Annotated in this window: 19 protein-coding genes and 1 pseudogene; 14 read left to right on the top strand and 6 right to left on the bottom strand. The window is 71.8% G+C overall.

Annotation, left to right across the window (positions count from 1 at the left end; genetic code table 11):
- Positions 1-3: 3 nt before the first annotated feature.
- Positions 4-1,116, top strand: coding sequence for an RNA-guided endonuclease InsQ/TnpB family protein (locus OG990_RS22520; RefSeq protein ID WP_406077060.1), 1,113 nt, complete (start codon positions 4-6; stop codon positions 1,114-1,116).
- 249 nt (positions 1,117-1,365) lie between these two features.
- Here OG990_RS22520 and OG990_RS22515 read toward each other — a convergent pair whose 3' ends face one another.
- From OG990_RS22515 to OG990_RS22505, 3 genes are all read right to left on the bottom strand, one after another.
- Positions 1,366-1,527 (bottom strand): hypothetical protein, encoded by a 162-nt coding sequence (locus OG990_RS22515; protein ID WP_406076958.1) that lies wholly within the window; start codon positions 1,525-1,527, stop codon positions 1,366-1,368.
- On the bottom strand, positions 1,524-2,201 hold the full coding sequence (locus OG990_RS22510) for a hypothetical protein (protein ID WP_406076957.1): 678 nt from the start codon (positions 2,199-2,201) through the stop codon (positions 1,524-1,526). Before OG990_RS22510 ends, OG990_RS22515 begins: the two co-directional genes overlap by 4 nt.
- Positions 2,202-2,499: 298 nt before the next feature.
- On the bottom strand, positions 2,500-3,102 hold the full coding sequence (locus OG990_RS22505; RefSeq protein ID WP_355614091.1) for a TetR family transcriptional regulator: 603 nt from the start codon (positions 3,100-3,102) through the stop codon (positions 2,500-2,502).
- A gap of 144 nt (positions 3,103-3,246) precedes the next feature.
- Here OG990_RS22505 and proS point away from each other — a divergent pair, with 144 nt between their 5' ends.
- From proS to OG990_RS22445, 12 genes are all read left to right on the top strand, one after another.
- Positions 3,247-4,653 carry a proline--tRNA ligase gene (gene proS / locus OG990_RS22500; protein WP_406077059.1) on the top strand — a complete coding sequence of 469 codons (1,407 nt, stop codon included), beginning with the start codon at positions 3,247-3,249 and terminating at the stop codon, positions 4,651-4,653.
- A 49-nt stretch (positions 4,654-4,702) separates the two neighbouring features.
- Positions 4,703-5,323 carry a DUF402 domain-containing protein gene (locus OG990_RS22495; protein ID WP_406081850.1) on the top strand — a complete coding sequence of 207 codons (621 nt, stop codon included), beginning with the start codon at positions 4,703-4,705 and terminating at the stop codon, positions 5,321-5,323.
- A 241-nt stretch (positions 5,324-5,564) separates the two neighbouring features.
- Positions 5,565-6,068, top strand: a complete 504-nt coding sequence (rpsP, locus tag OG990_RS22490) for a 30S ribosomal protein S16 (RefSeq protein ID WP_406077058.1) — start codon at positions 5,565-5,567, stop codon at positions 6,066-6,068.
- A complete protein-coding gene (locus tag OG990_RS22485) occupies positions 6,043-6,303 on the top strand; it encodes an RNA-binding protein (protein ID WP_172862164.1) in 261 nt (86 codons plus the stop codon). The genes rpsP and OG990_RS22485 overlap by 26 nt, the downstream gene beginning before the upstream one ends.
- A complete protein-coding gene (gene rimM / locus OG990_RS22480) occupies positions 6,303-6,917 on the top strand; it encodes a ribosome maturation factor RimM (RefSeq protein WP_406077057.1) in 615 nt (204 codons plus the stop codon). The genes OG990_RS22485 and rimM overlap by 1 nt, the downstream gene beginning before the upstream one ends.
- 19 nt (positions 6,918-6,936) lie before the next feature.
- The gene (gene trmD, locus OG990_RS22475) at positions 6,937-7,710 is read left to right on the top strand and encodes a tRNA (guanosine(37)-N1)-methyltransferase TrmD (protein WP_386989786.1); all 774 of its coding nucleotides are present in this window, start codon (positions 6,937-6,939) and stop codon (positions 7,708-7,710) included.
- 143 nt (positions 7,711-7,853) lie between these two features.
- On the top strand, positions 7,854-8,210 hold the full coding sequence (gene rplS / locus OG990_RS22470) for a 50S ribosomal protein L19 (protein ID WP_091245871.1): 357 nt from the start codon (positions 7,854-7,856) through the stop codon (positions 8,208-8,210).
- A 181-nt stretch (positions 8,211-8,391) separates the two neighbouring features.
- Positions 8,392-9,261 (top strand): signal peptidase I, encoded by an 870-nt coding sequence (lepB, locus tag OG990_RS22465; RefSeq protein WP_406077056.1) that lies wholly within the window; start codon positions 8,392-8,394, stop codon positions 9,259-9,261.
- 10 nt (positions 9,262-9,271) lie between these two features.
- Positions 9,272-9,907 (top strand): signal peptidase I, encoded by a 636-nt coding sequence (gene lepB / locus OG990_RS22460; protein ID WP_406077055.1) that lies wholly within the window; start codon positions 9,272-9,274, stop codon positions 9,905-9,907.
- A gap of 48 nt (positions 9,908-9,955) precedes the next feature.
- A complete protein-coding gene (locus OG990_RS22455) occupies positions 9,956-10,444 on the top strand; it encodes an NUDIX hydrolase (RefSeq protein ID WP_386989779.1) in 489 nt (162 codons plus the stop codon).
- Positions 10,438-11,250: a ribonuclease HII gene (locus OG990_RS22450; RefSeq protein WP_355614105.1), complete on the top strand. Its 813-nt coding sequence runs from the start codon at positions 10,438-10,440 to the stop codon at positions 11,248-11,250. The genes OG990_RS22455 and OG990_RS22450 overlap by 7 nt, the downstream gene beginning before the upstream one ends.
- Positions 11,247-11,570: a DUF2469 domain-containing protein gene (locus tag OG990_RS22445; protein ID WP_007075222.1), complete on the top strand. Its 324-nt coding sequence runs from the start codon at positions 11,247-11,249 to the stop codon at positions 11,568-11,570. Before OG990_RS22450 ends, OG990_RS22445 begins: the two co-directional genes overlap by 4 nt.
- Positions 11,571-11,633: 63 nt before the next feature.
- On the opposite strand, the gene OG990_RS22440 is transcribed toward OG990_RS22445, so the two are convergent.
- The 3 genes from OG990_RS22440 to OG990_RS22430 all read right to left on the bottom strand — a co-directional run bounded on the left by OG990_RS22440 (position 11,634) and on the right by OG990_RS22430 (position 13,629).
- Positions 11,634-12,812 (bottom strand): sulfite oxidase, encoded by a 1,179-nt coding sequence (locus OG990_RS22440; RefSeq protein WP_406077054.1) that lies wholly within the window; start codon positions 12,810-12,812, stop codon positions 11,634-11,636.
- Between the two features lie 185 nt (positions 12,813-12,997).
- Positions 12,998-13,348, bottom strand: a complete 351-nt coding sequence (locus tag OG990_RS22435) for a hypothetical protein (RefSeq protein ID WP_406077053.1) — start codon at positions 13,346-13,348, stop codon at positions 12,998-13,000.
- Positions 13,318-13,629 (bottom strand): hypothetical protein, encoded by a 312-nt coding sequence (locus OG990_RS22430; RefSeq protein ID WP_406077052.1) that lies wholly within the window; start codon positions 13,627-13,629, stop codon positions 13,318-13,320. Before OG990_RS22430 ends, OG990_RS22435 begins: the two co-directional genes overlap by 31 nt.
- Positions 13,630-13,770: 141 nt before the next feature.
- On the opposite strand from OG990_RS22430, the pseudogene OG990_RS22425 reads away from it, so the two are divergent.
- Positions 13,771-14,370, top strand: a pseudogene (locus tag OG990_RS22425) (murein hydrolase activator EnvC family protein); the annotation flags it as partial.
- Position 14,371 lies beyond the last annotated feature (1 nt).

Here is a 14,371-nt window from a genome sequence, read left to right as displayed (position 1 = left end):
GACATGGGTGAGGTGGTGAAGCGGGCGTACAAGTACCGCTTCTATCCGACCCCTGAGCAGGTTGAACAGTTGAATCGCACCTTCGGGTGTGTGCGAAAGGTCTACAACCTCGCGCTGGAGGCGCGCACGCGCGCGTGGGCGGTTGACCGGCAGCGCAGCACCTACGTGCAGTCGTCGGCGTGGCTGACGGAGTGGAAGCGCTGCGAGGAGTTGGCGTTCCTCAATGAGGTCAGTTCCGTGCCCTTGCAGCAGGCGCTGCGGCACCTGCAAGCCGGGTTCGCGGCGTTCTGGGGCAAGCGGTCGCGGTACCCGCGTTTCAAGTCCAAGCGCAAGTCTCGGGCGTCGGCGGAGTACACCCGCTCGGCGTTCCGCTGGCGCGACGGGCAGCTCACCCTGGCCAAGATGGACGCCCCGCTGACCCTCGTGTGGTCCCGGCCTCTGCCCGACGGCGCCGAGCCGTCCACGGTCACGGTGTCCCGCGACGCGTCCGGCCGGTGGTTCGTGTCCCTGCTGGTCGAGGACTCCACCGTTAAGCCGCTTCCCCCGCTCAGCACGGCGGTGGGCGTTGATGCGGGCATCACCAGCCTGGTCACCCTCTCCACCGGGGAGAAGGTCACCAACCCGCGCCACGAGCGCGCTGACCGCCGCAAGCTCGCGAAGGCGCAACGCAACCTGTCTCGCAAGGCCAAGGACTCCGCCAACCGGGCGAAAGCCCGCCTCGCGGTGGCCCGGATTTACGCCCGCATCGCCGATCGGCGGCGGGATCACCTGCACAAGCTGTCGACTCGACTCGTCCGTGAGAATCAAACGGTCGTGATCGAAGGTCTCAGTGTGGGCAACATGCTGCGCAACCACAGTCTGGCCCGCGCCATCTCCGACGCGGCGTGGACGCAACTGCGCGGCATGATCGAGTACAAGGCCGCCTGGTACGGGCGGACCGTTATCGCCGTTGACCGCTGGTATCCGAGCACGAAGACCTGTTCGGCGTGCGGGCGGATCAACACGGCGATGACTCTCGGCGTTCGTGTCTGGACGTGTCCCGGCTGTGATGCCGTGCACGACCGGGACGTCAACGCCGCCAGGAACATTCTCGCCGCCGGGCTGGCGGAGAGGTGAAACGCCTGTGGAGGGACGGTGAGACCCGACCCGCGAAAGCGGTGAAGGCGCGGCCCGGTGAAGCAGGAACCCCCTCGGGTGACCGAGGGAATCCCCGCCCTTCAGGGCGGTGGAGGATGTCAAGAGGATGCCACTACATCCAGGAGCTTGTCTCATCCTGTTTGGGCTGCTCAGGGATGGTTGACAGGTCGTGGTGGTGTGGTTGGGGTGCTGGTGTGCGGGTGTGGATCTTCGGTGTTGATCATCTGTCTAGCGGTTGATTTCGGTGTTGGTCAGCACGAGTAGGGCGCGTAGCAGGGTGGTGGCGTGTGGGCGCCAGCCGTGGCGTAGTCGGGTGAGGATGCGCCAGTTCTTGAGGTGAGCGTGGGCGTGTTCATTGGCCGCGCGTTCGCGGCTGAGCAGGGTGTTCACGCTGTGTTGGGCGGGGGTGAGGGGTGGTGGCGGTTGCCGCGTCGTCCGGTGATGACGGTGGGGTTCTCGGGTTGGTCGTCGAGGCGGGTGTGGATGCGGTCGCAGATGACGGCGAGGTCATGACGGCGTAGCCGGGTGGGTAGGCGTAGGCGTTTGGCTTGGGTGGCTTCGTGGGTGCGGGCGCCGGCGGCGGCGGAGATCCAGAGCAGCCGGCCGTGGTGGTCGGTGAGGGTGAGTACGCGTAGGTGGTGAGCCTTGTGTTTGCCGCACCACAGGCGTCGTTCGGCGCGGCCGCTCGGGCGGTGCACGGGCAGGCAGGTGCCGTCGAACAGCAGCGGGTCCTCACTGCTGGTGCGGGCGGTGTGGGTGAGGACTCGGTCCAGGCGGGGCGCCATCGCGGCGAGAGTGGTGATGGTTTGCCGAACCCAGCGGCGCACGCTGTGATGCGACACCCCGTAGGCGGCGGCGAGGTCGGCGGGACGCTGATCATGGCGGAGCACGGCCAGCACGATGAGGGCGACCTGCTCATCGGGCAGCTTGCGCCACCGCGAGCGCACACCACGGCGATACCGGCGGATCGCTTGAGTGATCATGGTCAGCGACTTCGTCGACAAGGGCAGATGGACCTGGTAGACCAGAGCATGGCCCTCGGTGGGCGTGTTGTCGTGTGTCACGACCTGCAACCCTCACCGAGGGCCCTGCTATGAGCCACGCGCAACACCGGAACAGATCGAACCTTCCCGAGGGCAGTCGATCATCAGCGAAGATCACCACACCCTGACCAGCGCCGCGACCCCACGACTCGTCCTGTCAACACCACCCCACCAGCCCAAACAGGATGAGACAAGCTCCAGGAAGCAGCGCGATCTTGCGGGGTGGCAGCGCCCCTCGGTGGGTGGCCTTGCGGGGCGGCAGAGCCGCGCGTGGGTTGATCTTGTGGGTGGTGTGGTGTGCCGGGCTGGTCCGTGGGGGTCAGCGGGGCGCGCGGGCGGCCGTCATGAAGAGACGCACGGCCAGGTCGGCCAGGGCTGCGGCGGTCTGGTCGATGGGGTCCCGGGGGAGCACGATGTGGCTGACCACCAGGCGGACGATGGTGTCGGCGGCGAAGGCCAGCGCGGCCGGGTCGGCGTCTGGCAGGTAGTCGCCGACCCACTCGATCAGCGCGCCGGACGCCTCGGTGAGCACCACCTCGGCCCGGGTGGTCAGGTACGGCAGCAGCTCGTCCGAGCCGCCCCGGGCGCTCGTCAGGATCGCCTTGACCAGCGGGTTGTCCGCCGCCGCGGCGAGGGTGTGCGCGATCGCCGCGTACGCGCCGGCCCGGACGTCGGGACCGTTCGCGACCAGCGCGGCCCGGACGTCGCCGACGAACCGGTCGACCTCCTGTCGGGCGAGCGCCTCGGCCAGGCCGGCCTTGCTGCCGAACTCGTTGTAGACGGTCTGCCGGCTCACCCCGGCCGCGGTGGCCACCCCACCCATCCGGACCGCGTCCCAGCCGGCGGCGATGGTCCGCGCGCGGGCGGCGTCCACGATCGTGTCCCGCAGTCGCTGTCGCGGTGAGTCCGTCGATGCAGTCATGGTGGTCGAAGTGTACGGTCGCCCCGGCGGCGCGCCCAGGGGCCGACACAGTCGCCGCGACGAGTGGGTGCGGAACACCGCCCGGCGCGGCGCGACGCCTCCCGGACGCGGCGGCCCTCCGTGCGACGCATAGGATATGCGGTCATGGCACGCGTGCTCACTCCCCGCGCGGAGGACTTCCCCCGCTGGTACCAGGACCTGATCGCCAAGGCGAAGCTGGCCGACAACGGCCCGGTCCGCGGCACGATGGTCATCCGACCGGCCGGCTACGCCATCTGGGAGCGGATGCAGGCCGAGATGGACGCCCGGATCAAGGCGGCCGGCGCGGAGAACGCGTACTTCCCGCTGTTCATCCCCGAGAGCTACCTCAAGCGTGAGGCCCAGCACGTCGAGGGCTTCTCGCCGGAGCTGGCGGTGGTCACCCACGGTGGCGGCAAGCAGCTCGCCGAGCCGGTGGTGGTGCGCCCCACCAGCGAGACGGTGATCGGCGAGTTCATGGCCAAGTGGATCGACTCGTACCGGGACCTGCCGCTGCTGCTCAACCAGTGGGCCAACGTGGTCCGGTGGGAGCTGCGCCCGCGGATTTTCCTGCGTACCAGTGAGTTTCTCTGGCAGGAGGGGCACACCGCGCACGCCACCCGCGAGGACGCCCGGGCCTATGCCCGGCGGATCCTGCACGAGGCGTACGAGGACCTGATGGTCAACGTGATCGGCATCCCGGTGGTGGTGGGCCTGAAGACGGCCCGCGAGCGGTTCGCTGGCGCGACCGCCACGTACACCTGCGAAGGCATGATGGGCGACGGCAAGGCGCTCCAGTTGGGCACCAGCCACGAGCTGGGCCAGAACTTCTCCAAGGCGTTCGACATCAGCTACTCCTCGGCCGAGGGCGGTCGGGAGCACGCCTGGACCACCTCCTGGGGCACGTCGACCCGGATGCTCGGTGGCCTGATCATGGCCCACGGTGACGACAACGGCCTGCGCGTGCCGCCGAAGCTGGCGCCGGTGCAGGCGTACGTCATGGTGGTCAAGGACGGCGACGGCGTGCGCGAGGCGGCGGCCAAGCTGCGCGACGGGCTGCGCGACGCCGGTGTCCGGGTCGCGCTCGACGACCGGACCGACACCCCGTTCGGCCGCCGGGCCGTCGACGCCGAGCTGCGTGGTTATCCGGTACGCGTCGAGGTCGGCCCCCGCGACCTGGCCGCCGGCAAGGCGGTGGTGGTGCGCCGTACCGACGGATCGAAGGCTCCCACGCCGGTGGCCGACGTGGTCGGCGCGGTGCTCGCCGCCCTGGAGACCGACCAGCAGGTGCTGCACGACCAGGCGCTGGCCAACCGGGAGTCGCGCACGGTGGAGGTGGCCACCCTCGCCGAGGCGATCGAGGCCGCCGCGACCGGCTGGGCGCGGGTGCCGTGGTCGGCGGTCGGCGTGGCCGGCGAGGCCGAGGCGAACGGCCAGGGCGTCACGGTGCGCTGCCTGCTCCGCGCCGATGGCTCGGTGCCGGATTCCGAGGACGAGCCCGACCTGGTCGCGATCCTCGCCCGCGCCTACTGAGGTGCGTCCGAGCGGCCCCGCCGACCGGTTTGCGCCGGGTCGGCTGATCATGCACCGCAACGTGCGGCACGGCCGGATCGGGTGGGTCCGGCCGGGCCGGGTGGTCAGCGACGACGAGCGCGGGCTGCTGGTCTGGATCGCCCGGGACTCGCCGGTGGCCCACGAGGTCACCGAGGCGGGGCTGGGGATGCGGGCGATGCCGTTCGCCCAGTGGATCTCGTCGACGTACCGGCTGGCGCACGGCCGCTGGAACGGGCCGCCGCTGCTGAAGTTCCTGCCCACCGGGGCGGCGCACTCTGTCTGGTGGTTCCGCGATGAGCAGGGCCGGTTCGCCCACTGGTACGTCAACCTGGAGGAGCCCGGCGTCTGCTGGGATGACGGCCCGGTGGCCGGGGTCGACGTGGTGGACCAGGACCTCGACGTGCTGGTTCGCCCGGATCGCCGTTGGCAGTGGAAGGACGAGGAGGAGTTCGTCGAGCGTCTCGCCTTCCCCGACGACTACTGGGTGACCGACGAGAAGGCGGTCCGGGCCGAGGGGGAGCGGGTGATCGCGCTCGCCGAGGCGGGTGAGTTCCCGTTCGACGGCACCTGGTGCGACTTCGCACCTCCGGACGACTGGGACGTACCGGACGAACTGCCGCCGGGATGGGACCGCCCGCCGGTGCGCTGAGAGGTGTCCCCGGTCACCGGCCGGGGTGAGCCGGGCGCGGTGTCCGGGTCCGGTGCGAGAGATCGGCGTCGGATCTGGCAGAATGGGTCGCTGGTATCCGGCGCGCGTCCGGCGCCCTCTAACCCAGGCGCGTTGCCAGTCCACCGAGTGGTCTCCGGCCCAACCCCACTGTGCCGTCGGCGCTCACCCATACACACCGCCCGTGCCGGGCTGGTGAGATCGCAACAGGAGCGAAACAACTGTGGCCGTAAAGATCCGGCTCCTGCGGATGGGTAAGATCCGCAACCCGCAGTACCGCATCGTCATCGCCGACTCGCGCACCAAGCGTGACGGTCGGGCGATCGAGTTCGTCGGGGTGTACCAGCCGAAGGAGGACCCTTCGGTCATCGAGGTCAAGTCGGAGCGGGTCCAGTACTGGCTGTCCGTCGGCGCTCAGCCGAGCGAGGCGGTGCAGCGGCTGCTGGAGCTGACCGGTGACTGGCAGAAGTTCAAGGGCCTGCCGGCCCCGCCGCCGCTGCTGGTCGCCCCCGAGCGGGCCGACCGCAAGGCGGCGTACGAGGCTGAGGCGAAGGCCGCCGCCGGGCTCGCCCCGGAGGCCCCGGCCAAGCCGGCCAAGAAGGCCGCCAAGGCCACCGAGGCCCCGAAGACCGAGGCTCCGAAGACCGAGGCCCCGGCCGAGGCTCCGAAGACCGAGGCCCCGGCCGAGGCCCCGGCCGCCGCTGCCGACGCCGGTGAGCAGGCCTGACATGCCTCTGCGTCCGGCGTTGGAGCACCTGGTCAAGGGCATCGTCGACCACCCGGACGACGTCCGGGTGCGGATGGTCGATTCCCGTCGGGGCAAGCGGCTGGAAGTCCGCGTGCACCCCGAGGACCTCGGCACTGTGATCGGGCGGTCCGGCCGGACCGCCAAGGCGCTGCGCCAGGTGATCGGCTCCATCGGCGGGCGCGGGGTACGCGTCGACATCGTCGACTCGTACTGATGCAGCTCGTCATTGGCAGGATCGGCAAGCCGCACGGCGTCCGCGGTGAGGTCACCGTGGAAGTGCGGACCGACGAGCCCGAAGCGCGGTTCGCCCCTGGCACAGTGCTCCGCACTGAGCCGGGGGCGACGCCCCCGACTGCATCCGAGCGGAGCACTGGTGTGCTGCGCACTGAGCCGGGGGCGGCTCCGCCGCCCGAGCCGGCGGACGGGCCCGGGGTGCTGTTCCGGGTCCCGGCGGAGCTGACCATCGAGGCGGCCCGCTGGCACCAGGGGCGGATGCTCGTGGCGTTCGACGGTGTACTGGACCGCGACGGCGCCGAGGCGCTGCGCGGCACCCTGCTCGTGGTGGACAGCGCCGACGTGGAGCCGCCGGAGGACCCGGAGGAGTTCCACGACCACCAGCTGGTCGGGCTGGCCGTGGTCACCCCAACCGGTGAGCGGCTGGGCGAGGTGGCCCGGATCGACCACGCGCCCTCCTCTGACCTGCTGGTGCTGCGGCGCCCCGAGGGGCGTACCGCGCTGATCCCGTTCGTCCGGGCGATCGTTCCGGAGGTCGACCTGGCCGGTGGACGTGTGATCGTCGACCCGCCGGCCGGACTGCTCGATCTCTAGCCCGCTGGAGCACCCCCGCATGCGCGTCGACGTCGTGTCGATCTTTCCGGAGTACTTCGCTCCGCTGGACCTGTCGCTCATCGGACGTGCCCGGGCCAACGGCGTACTCAAGCTCGCCGTGCACGACCTGCGGACCTGGACCCACGACGTGCACCGCACGGTCGACGACACCCCCTACGGCGGCGGGCCGGGAATGGTGATGCGCCCGGAGCCGTGGGGTGAGGCGCTGGACGCGCTCGCGCCGGCCGAGGCCCCGCCGCCCCGGCTGTTGGTGCCCTCACCGGCCGGTGCCCAGTTCACCCAGGCCATGGCCTACGAGTTGGCCGCCGAGCCGCACCTGCTCTTCGCCTGCGGCCGGTACGAGGGGATCGACCAGCGGGTGCTGGCGCACGCCGCGACCCGGATGCCGGTCACCGAGGTGTCGCTCGGCGACTACGTGCTCTTCGGCGGCGAGGTGGCGGTGCTGGTGATCCTGGAGGCGGTCACCCGGCTGCTGCCCGGCGTGCTGGGCAACGCCGGCTCGCTGGACGAGGAGTCGCACGCGCACGGGCTGCTGGAGGCACCGATCTACACCAAGCCGCCGAGCTGGCGCGGGCACGAGGTGCCGGAGGTGCTCCGCTCCGGCGACCACGGGAAGATCGCCCGCTGGCGGCGCGAGGAGGGGCTCCTGCGCACCGCCGCCCGGCGCCCGGACCTGCTCGCCGCCCTGCCGCCCGATCAGCTCGACAAACGGGACATCGCGGCGCTGGACCGGGCCGGATTTCAGTCGCCACCGGATGATGTGGCAAAGTAGGGGGGTTGCCGCATCCGTCCGCGCCCGCGGGCGGTTGCGAGGATCCCCGACCGGGGTCGGCTCGCCGACCACCACCCGGAGATCAGAATCACCCACCCGCGCGCCGAGTGACGGTGCGCCGTGAGCCTTACGAGGACGCAGCGATGAACATCCTGGACGCCCTTGACGCCCAGTCGAAGCGGACCGACCTTCCCGACTTCCGGGCCGGTGACACCGTCAAGGTGCACGCCCGGGTCGTCGAGGGCAACCGGTCCCGTGTCCAGATCTTCCAGGGCGTCGTCATCCGCCGCCAGGGTGACGGTCTGCGCGAGACCTTCTCGGTCCGCAAGGTCAGCTTCGGTGTCGGCGTCGAGCGGACCTACCCGATCAACGGCCCGGGCATCGACCGGATCGAGATCGTGACCCGCGGTGACGTGCGTCGCGCCAAGCTGTACTACCTGCGCGAGCTGCGCGGCAAGAAGGCCAAGATCAAGGAGAAGCGGGAGAAGCAGCCCAGCTGACTTCACGCTCGCCACGCCGCCTGAACTGCGCGTATGCCGTACCGACCGGACCGCACTACCCTGGTCGTACGGGCGCAGCGAGGCGGCGGCCCCGCCCACGTGGCGGGCAGCCGTCCACAACCGCCCGTGGAGCCTCGACGAGGCTCCCGGGCGGTTGTGTATCTGCGGACCGGGGAGTGGCGTGGTGCAGACGCTTGACGAGGACGGCACCGTCGATCCGTGGCGCCGACGGGCCCGGCGCACCCGCCGGCAGATGCCCCTCTGGCAGGAGCTGCCGCTGCTGCTGGTCGTCGCGTTCTGCCTCGCGGTGCTGATCCGCACCTTCCTGCTCCAGGCGTTCTTCATTCCGTCCGGCTCGATGGAGGACACCCTCCTGATCGGTGACCGGGTTCTGGTCAACAAGGTCGTCTACGACGTCCGCGACCCGGTGCGTGGCGAGGTGGTCGTCTTCCGGGGCACCGACCGCTGGGCGCCGCAGGTCGACGAGCAGCCCGAGCCGGGCTTCGCCGGCAAGCTCACCCGGACAGTCGGCGACCTGGTCGGGGTGAGCCGCCCCGGTGAGAAGGACTTCATCAAGCGGGTGATCGGCCTCCCCGGCGACCGGATCAAGTGCTGCGACAGCCAGGGCCGGGTCACCGTCAACGGCACCCCGCTCGACGAGCCGTACGTGCTGCGGGACTCCCCGCTGGACCTGCCACCCAACCCGGGGGAGTGCCGCTCCCGGCGCTTCGACGAGGTGGTCGTACCACCCGGCCAGATCTTCGTGATGGGCGACCACCGGGAGGTCTCCCAGGACGCGCGCTGCCAGGGCCCGGTGCCGATCGACAACGTGGTGGGCCGGGCCTTCATGGTGGTCTGGCCGTCCTCCCGGTGGACCGCGCTGTCGGTGCCGTCGACGTTCGACGACGTGGCCGGGCCGGCCGCCGCGTCCTCCGGGGCGCCCCCGGTCCGACCGACTCCGCAGGGCGGTGTGCTGCTGCTTCTTCCTTTGATAGCCGTGCTGCGTGGTTCTCGCGCGTTCCGGACGGTGCCGTCCAGTCCGGCAACGTAGGCTCCTTGGCGTGATTGACGAGCAGACCGACAAGCCCCGCAGCTCCTTCTGGAAGGAGCTGCCGATCCTGCTGGGTGTGGCGATCCTGGTCGCGGTGCTGGTCCGCGCCTTCGTGCTGCAGACCTTCTTCATCCCCTCCCCGTCCATGGAGAACACTCTCAAGATCGATGACCGGGTGCTGGTCAACAAGCTGGTCTATGACTTCCGATCACCGCACCGCGGCGAGGTGATCGTGTTCAAGGCTCCGATCGAGTGGAGCGGCAACCCCAAGGGCGAGGACTTCATCAAGCGGGTGATCGGCGTCGGCGGCGACCACGTGGTCTGCTGCGACCCGCAGGAGCGCTTGGTGATCAACGGTAAGGCGCTCGACGAGCCGTACATCTTCTCGATGGACGGGGTCCGCGACAAGCCGGCCGACCAGGAGTTCGACATCACCGTGCCGAAGGGTCGGCTGTGGGTGATGGGCGACCACCGCTCGGCCTCGGGCGACTCGCTGGAGCACTGGCAGCAGTCCGGGCAGAACATCACCGATGCCACCATCCCCGAGGACGAGGTGGTCGGGCGGGCGTTCACCGTCTTCTGGCCGGTCAACCGGGCGACCTGGCTGACCGTGCCGGAGCAGTTCGAGGGCATCCCGAAGCCGTAGGCCGACCGGGGCGTGGGCGATCCGCCGTCGGTCTGGCAGGCTGGGGCGGTGACCGTCTACACCCCTCGACGCGCGGCCCGCGTGCTGCTCGTCGACGCGGCCGGCCGGGTCCTGCTCTTTCACGGCTTCGACCCGGCCCGCCCCGGGCACCGCTACTGGTTCACGCCGGGCGGCGGGCTGGATCCGGCGGAGTCGCCCGCGGCCGGCGCGGCCCGGGAGTTGGCCGAGGAGACCGGGTTGCGGCTCGACCCCGCCGAGTTGGGCGAGCCGGTCTGGTCCGACACCACCGAGTTTCCGTTCGACGGCAGGTGGTACCGCCAGCAGCAGGACTTCTTCCTGCTCCGGGTGCCGTCGTGGCAGGTGGACACCGCGGGCTTCGACGACATCGAGCAGCGCAGCATCGCCGGTCACCGGTGGTGGCCGCCGGATGAGCTGGCGGCCAGCGGTGAGCGGTACTACCCGGCCGAGCTGCCAGCCCTGCTGACGCGGCTCCTGCGCCCGACCGCCGGCGCCGGCCGGGACGAGGCGTCGTGCTGACCCCGCCGCGCACCGTCGTGCGCCGGGAGGCCGGGCTGTACGCCTTGGAGCGGGCGCTGCAACGGCGCGGCTTCCGGCAGGTGGCCGGGGCCGACGAGGCCGGCCGAGGCGCGTGCGCCGGTCCACTGGTCGCCGCCGCGGCGATCCTTCCCGAGGGGCGGCGCGGCGAGATCGACGAGCTGGCCGACTCGAAGCTGCTGACCCCGGCCAGCCGGGAGCGGGTGTACGCGGAGGTCGTGGACCGCGCACTGGCGTACGCCGTGGTGGTCATTCCGGCCGACGAGGTCGACTCCCGAGGTCTGCACGTGTGCAACCTGGCCGCGATGCGCCGGGCGCTCGCCTCGCTCACCACCCGACCGGAGTACGTGCTGACCGACGGCTTCGGCGTGGACGGCCTGGGCGTGCCGGGGCTGGCGGTGTGGAAGGGCGACCGGGTGGCCGCCTGCGTGGCGGCGGCCAGCGTGCTCGCCAAGGTCACCCGGGATCGGATCATGGTGGAGCTGGACGGGGTGTTCCCGGCGTACGGTTTCGCCGAGCACAAGGGCTACATCACCCCGGAGCACACCGCGGCGCTGCGGGAGCACGGGCCGTGCCGGGAGCACCGGTTCTCGTACATCAATGTCGCCGCGATCTCCGGCCGTGACGGCCGGCCGCCGCGCGCCCGTCGGCCCGTCGGTCCCGGTGCGGACGAGCCGATGGAGCGCTCCTGGGCGTCAGGGGGTACCGTCGGCGTGGCGTTGGGCGAGCAGCCTCGGCCTCCGGCGCCGGTGGGGGAAGATGTGGTCATGGAAGGCGGAGTGCGATGAGCGCGGAAGATCTCGAGAAGTACGAGACCGAGATGGAGCTGCAGCTCTACCGGGAGTACCGCGACATTGTCCGCCAGTTCTCCTACGTGGTGGAGACGGAACGCCGGTTCTACCTGGCCAACCAGGTCGACCTGCACGTGCGCAACTCCGACGGCGAGGTCTACTTCGAGGTCGAGATGCACGACGCCTGGGTGTGGGACATGTACCGTCCTGCCCGCTTCGTGAAGAACGTCCGGGTGATGACCTTCAAGGACGTCAACGTCGAGGAGCTGGAGAAGCCCGACATCTCGCTGCCCGCCGACTCCGGCTTCGGCGGCTGACCGCGCCCGTCCCGCCCGGGCGTACCACGGGCCCCCCACCCGTGGCGTAGCCCTCGCGACCGGTCACTCGGCCGGCACCACGACCTCGACCCGCTGCACCAGGTTGTTGGCGAAGCCGCCACGGTTCCACGGCTGCTCGACCGGCTGGGTCCGCCCGGACGCGTCGGTCGCCCGCGCGCCGAGCACGTACCGGCCCGGCGTCGCGGTCCACTCGTGGCGCCACCGCCGCCAGGCGAAATCCCCGCCCTCCGCCGGGTCCAGCTCGGCCTGTGCCCAACTCGCCCCGCCGTCGGTGGTCACCTCCACGGCGACCACCGGCGCGTGCCCCGACCAGGCCCGACCGTCCAGAGTGCACGGTCCAGCCCGAAGCACCCGACGGCGGGACATGAAGTCGGGGAAGCCGGGCGGGCGGACCAGCGCGCGCGGCTCGATCCTGGTGACCGGCACCCCCGGGTCGTCGGCGTCACGGCGCACCCGGTAGGCCACCGCGTTCTGGTAGCCCTCGAACGGCTCGGTCCGGACGTCGATCGAGTGGACCCACTTGACGTGCGCCATGCCGTACCAGCCCGGCACGATCAGCCGCAGCGGCGCGCCGTGCTGCGGCAGCAGGGGAGACCCGTTCATCTCGTACGCCAGCAGCACCTCCTCACGCAGTGCGTCGGCGACCGGCAGCGCCCGCTGGTAGTCCTGCTCCACCCCGCGCTCGACGCCGTGATCGGCGCCCGTGAAGACCACGTCGACCGCGTCCGGCCCGAGACCCGCCTCGCGCAGCAGCGGCGCCAGCGGGGTGCCGGTCCACTCGGCGTTGCCGACCGCCTCGACCAGCCAGGGCTGGCTGACCGGCCGGGGGTGCAGCAGGGCCCGACCGTTGCCGGCGCACTCCAGCGTGACCTGCTGGGTGACCCGGGGCCGCTCGCGCAACTCGGCCAGGGTGACGGTCAGCGGCCGGTCCACCGCACCGCCGAGGGTCAGCGCGTGCGTGTCCGGGTCCAGCTCCGGGATGTCGTAGTGGATGAGCAGGTAGTGCAGCCCGGCCGGGGTGACGTCGTAGCGCAGCGCCTCCAACGGGATGCCGTGGTTGCGAGCCGCGAGCTGCAACTCCTCGGCACTGATCGCCTCGTCCGCCTCGGCCAGCCGGGACGGGCCGCTCACGTCGGCCACCGTCGGCGCGCCGACGGCCCCGGGGTACGGCGTGCTGTCGTCCTTGCCCGGCCCCGACTTCCGGTCATCGACAACGGTCATGTGGGCCTCCCCGGTCCGTGCGGCGGCGCTGCGCCGCGCTCGCGGCCCAGCCTAGGCCCTCCGCGAAGGTCCCAGCACTGCCCCGTGCGCGGCCTCCCGGAGCGGAGGGAGTTGCCGGCAGCAGGGCCGGCCGGTCGCGCGACGGGAGCGGCAGATTGGCGGGTCGGCGGCGTGGTCGGGCAGGGTCAGCGGGGGAGGAAGTGGAACATCGTCACCCCGGACGGCAGCGGCCGGGGACAGCCGAGCTGGCGGTGCACGCCGACACCGACCCCGTCCGCCGGGGTACCGACCGCGACCGGGGCGAACCCCTCCTGCGCGAACCAGTCACAGATGGTGGGCACCAGATCGGGCTCACGCCGATGCCGAGTCCAGATCACCGTGCCGCCACTCGCGCAGAGCGCGGCGCTGTGTCCGATGGTGGCCCGGACGTCGGCGTCCGAGACGTTGCCGAACACCCCGCAGAGCAGCACCAGGTCGGCCGGGGCCAGATCGGCGTACGCGTCGGTCACCGCCGCGTCGCCGACCACCACCTGCACGCCGGGAGACCGGCCGCCTCGGCGGCGTCCACGGCCACTGCGGCGTTGCGCGGGTCCAGCTCGACCAGGCGGGCGGTCACGTCGTCGCGGCGGGGGTGCACGGCGAGGACCGGGATGAGGTCCCGACCCTGGCCAGCGCAGGCGCTGACCACCCGCAGCGGCCCGGCCGGCGCCCGGTCCAGGGCAGCCCGGACCTGACCCCGCACCTCGGCCAGCCGGGCGGCCAGCGCCGAACCCGGCTGGTCGTAGTCGCTGTGCCAGGCGAGCCAGTCCCGGTTCATCCGCCCAGCCTATGGAGCCTCGGGCGGCTCTGACATAGCAGATCGTCGACGGCTTCGGGTGGTCGTCCACAGCACCGCCGGTCATCCACAGCTCGGCCGCCCGGGGTGGTGGGCGACCGGGGCCCGTCGGAGGCTGCCGTCATGCGACCGCCACCCGCCCCGCGTACCGGCTCGATCCGCCGCACCGTGCTGTTCTGCGCCGCCTTTCCACTCGCGCTCACCATCCAGCTCTGCTGCCTCGCGCTGCTGGTCGCGGCTGTGCCCGGTCGTCCACCGGCACCGGTCGTGCCGGTCGCGGTGGTGGCGTCCGTCCCGGCCGAGGCCGGGCCGGGGCGGTTCCGTTGGCCGGTCGACGGGCCGCCCCGCCCAGTGCGCCGGTTCGACCCGCCGCCCCGGCCGTGGCTGGCCGGGCACCGGGGGGTGGACCTGGCCGCCCCGCCGGGAGCGGTGGTCCGCAGCGCCGGGCCGGGCACCGTGCTCTTCGCGGGCCCGGTGGCCGGTCGACCGGTGGTCACCGTCGGGCACGCCGGCGGGCTGCGGACCACCCACGAGCCGGTGCGCCCGGCGGTACGCCCCGGCCAGCCGGTCACCGCCGGTGCGCCACTGGGCGACCTGCTGCCCGGGCATCCGGGCTGCCCGGCCGTGGTCTGCCTGCACTGGGGGCTGCGCCGAGGTACGGAATACCTCGACCCGCTGGCCCTGCTCGGCCTCGGACCGGTCCGACTGCTCCCTCTCGGAGGGG

The organism is Micromonospora sp. NBC_00858 (genome assembly GCF_045207365.1).
Classification (GTDB): domain Bacteria; phylum Actinomycetota; class Actinomycetes; order Mycobacteriales; family Micromonosporaceae; genus Micromonospora.
Note: the sequence above shows the minus strand (reverse complement) of the source record. Positions and strands in the feature narration are given on the sequence as shown.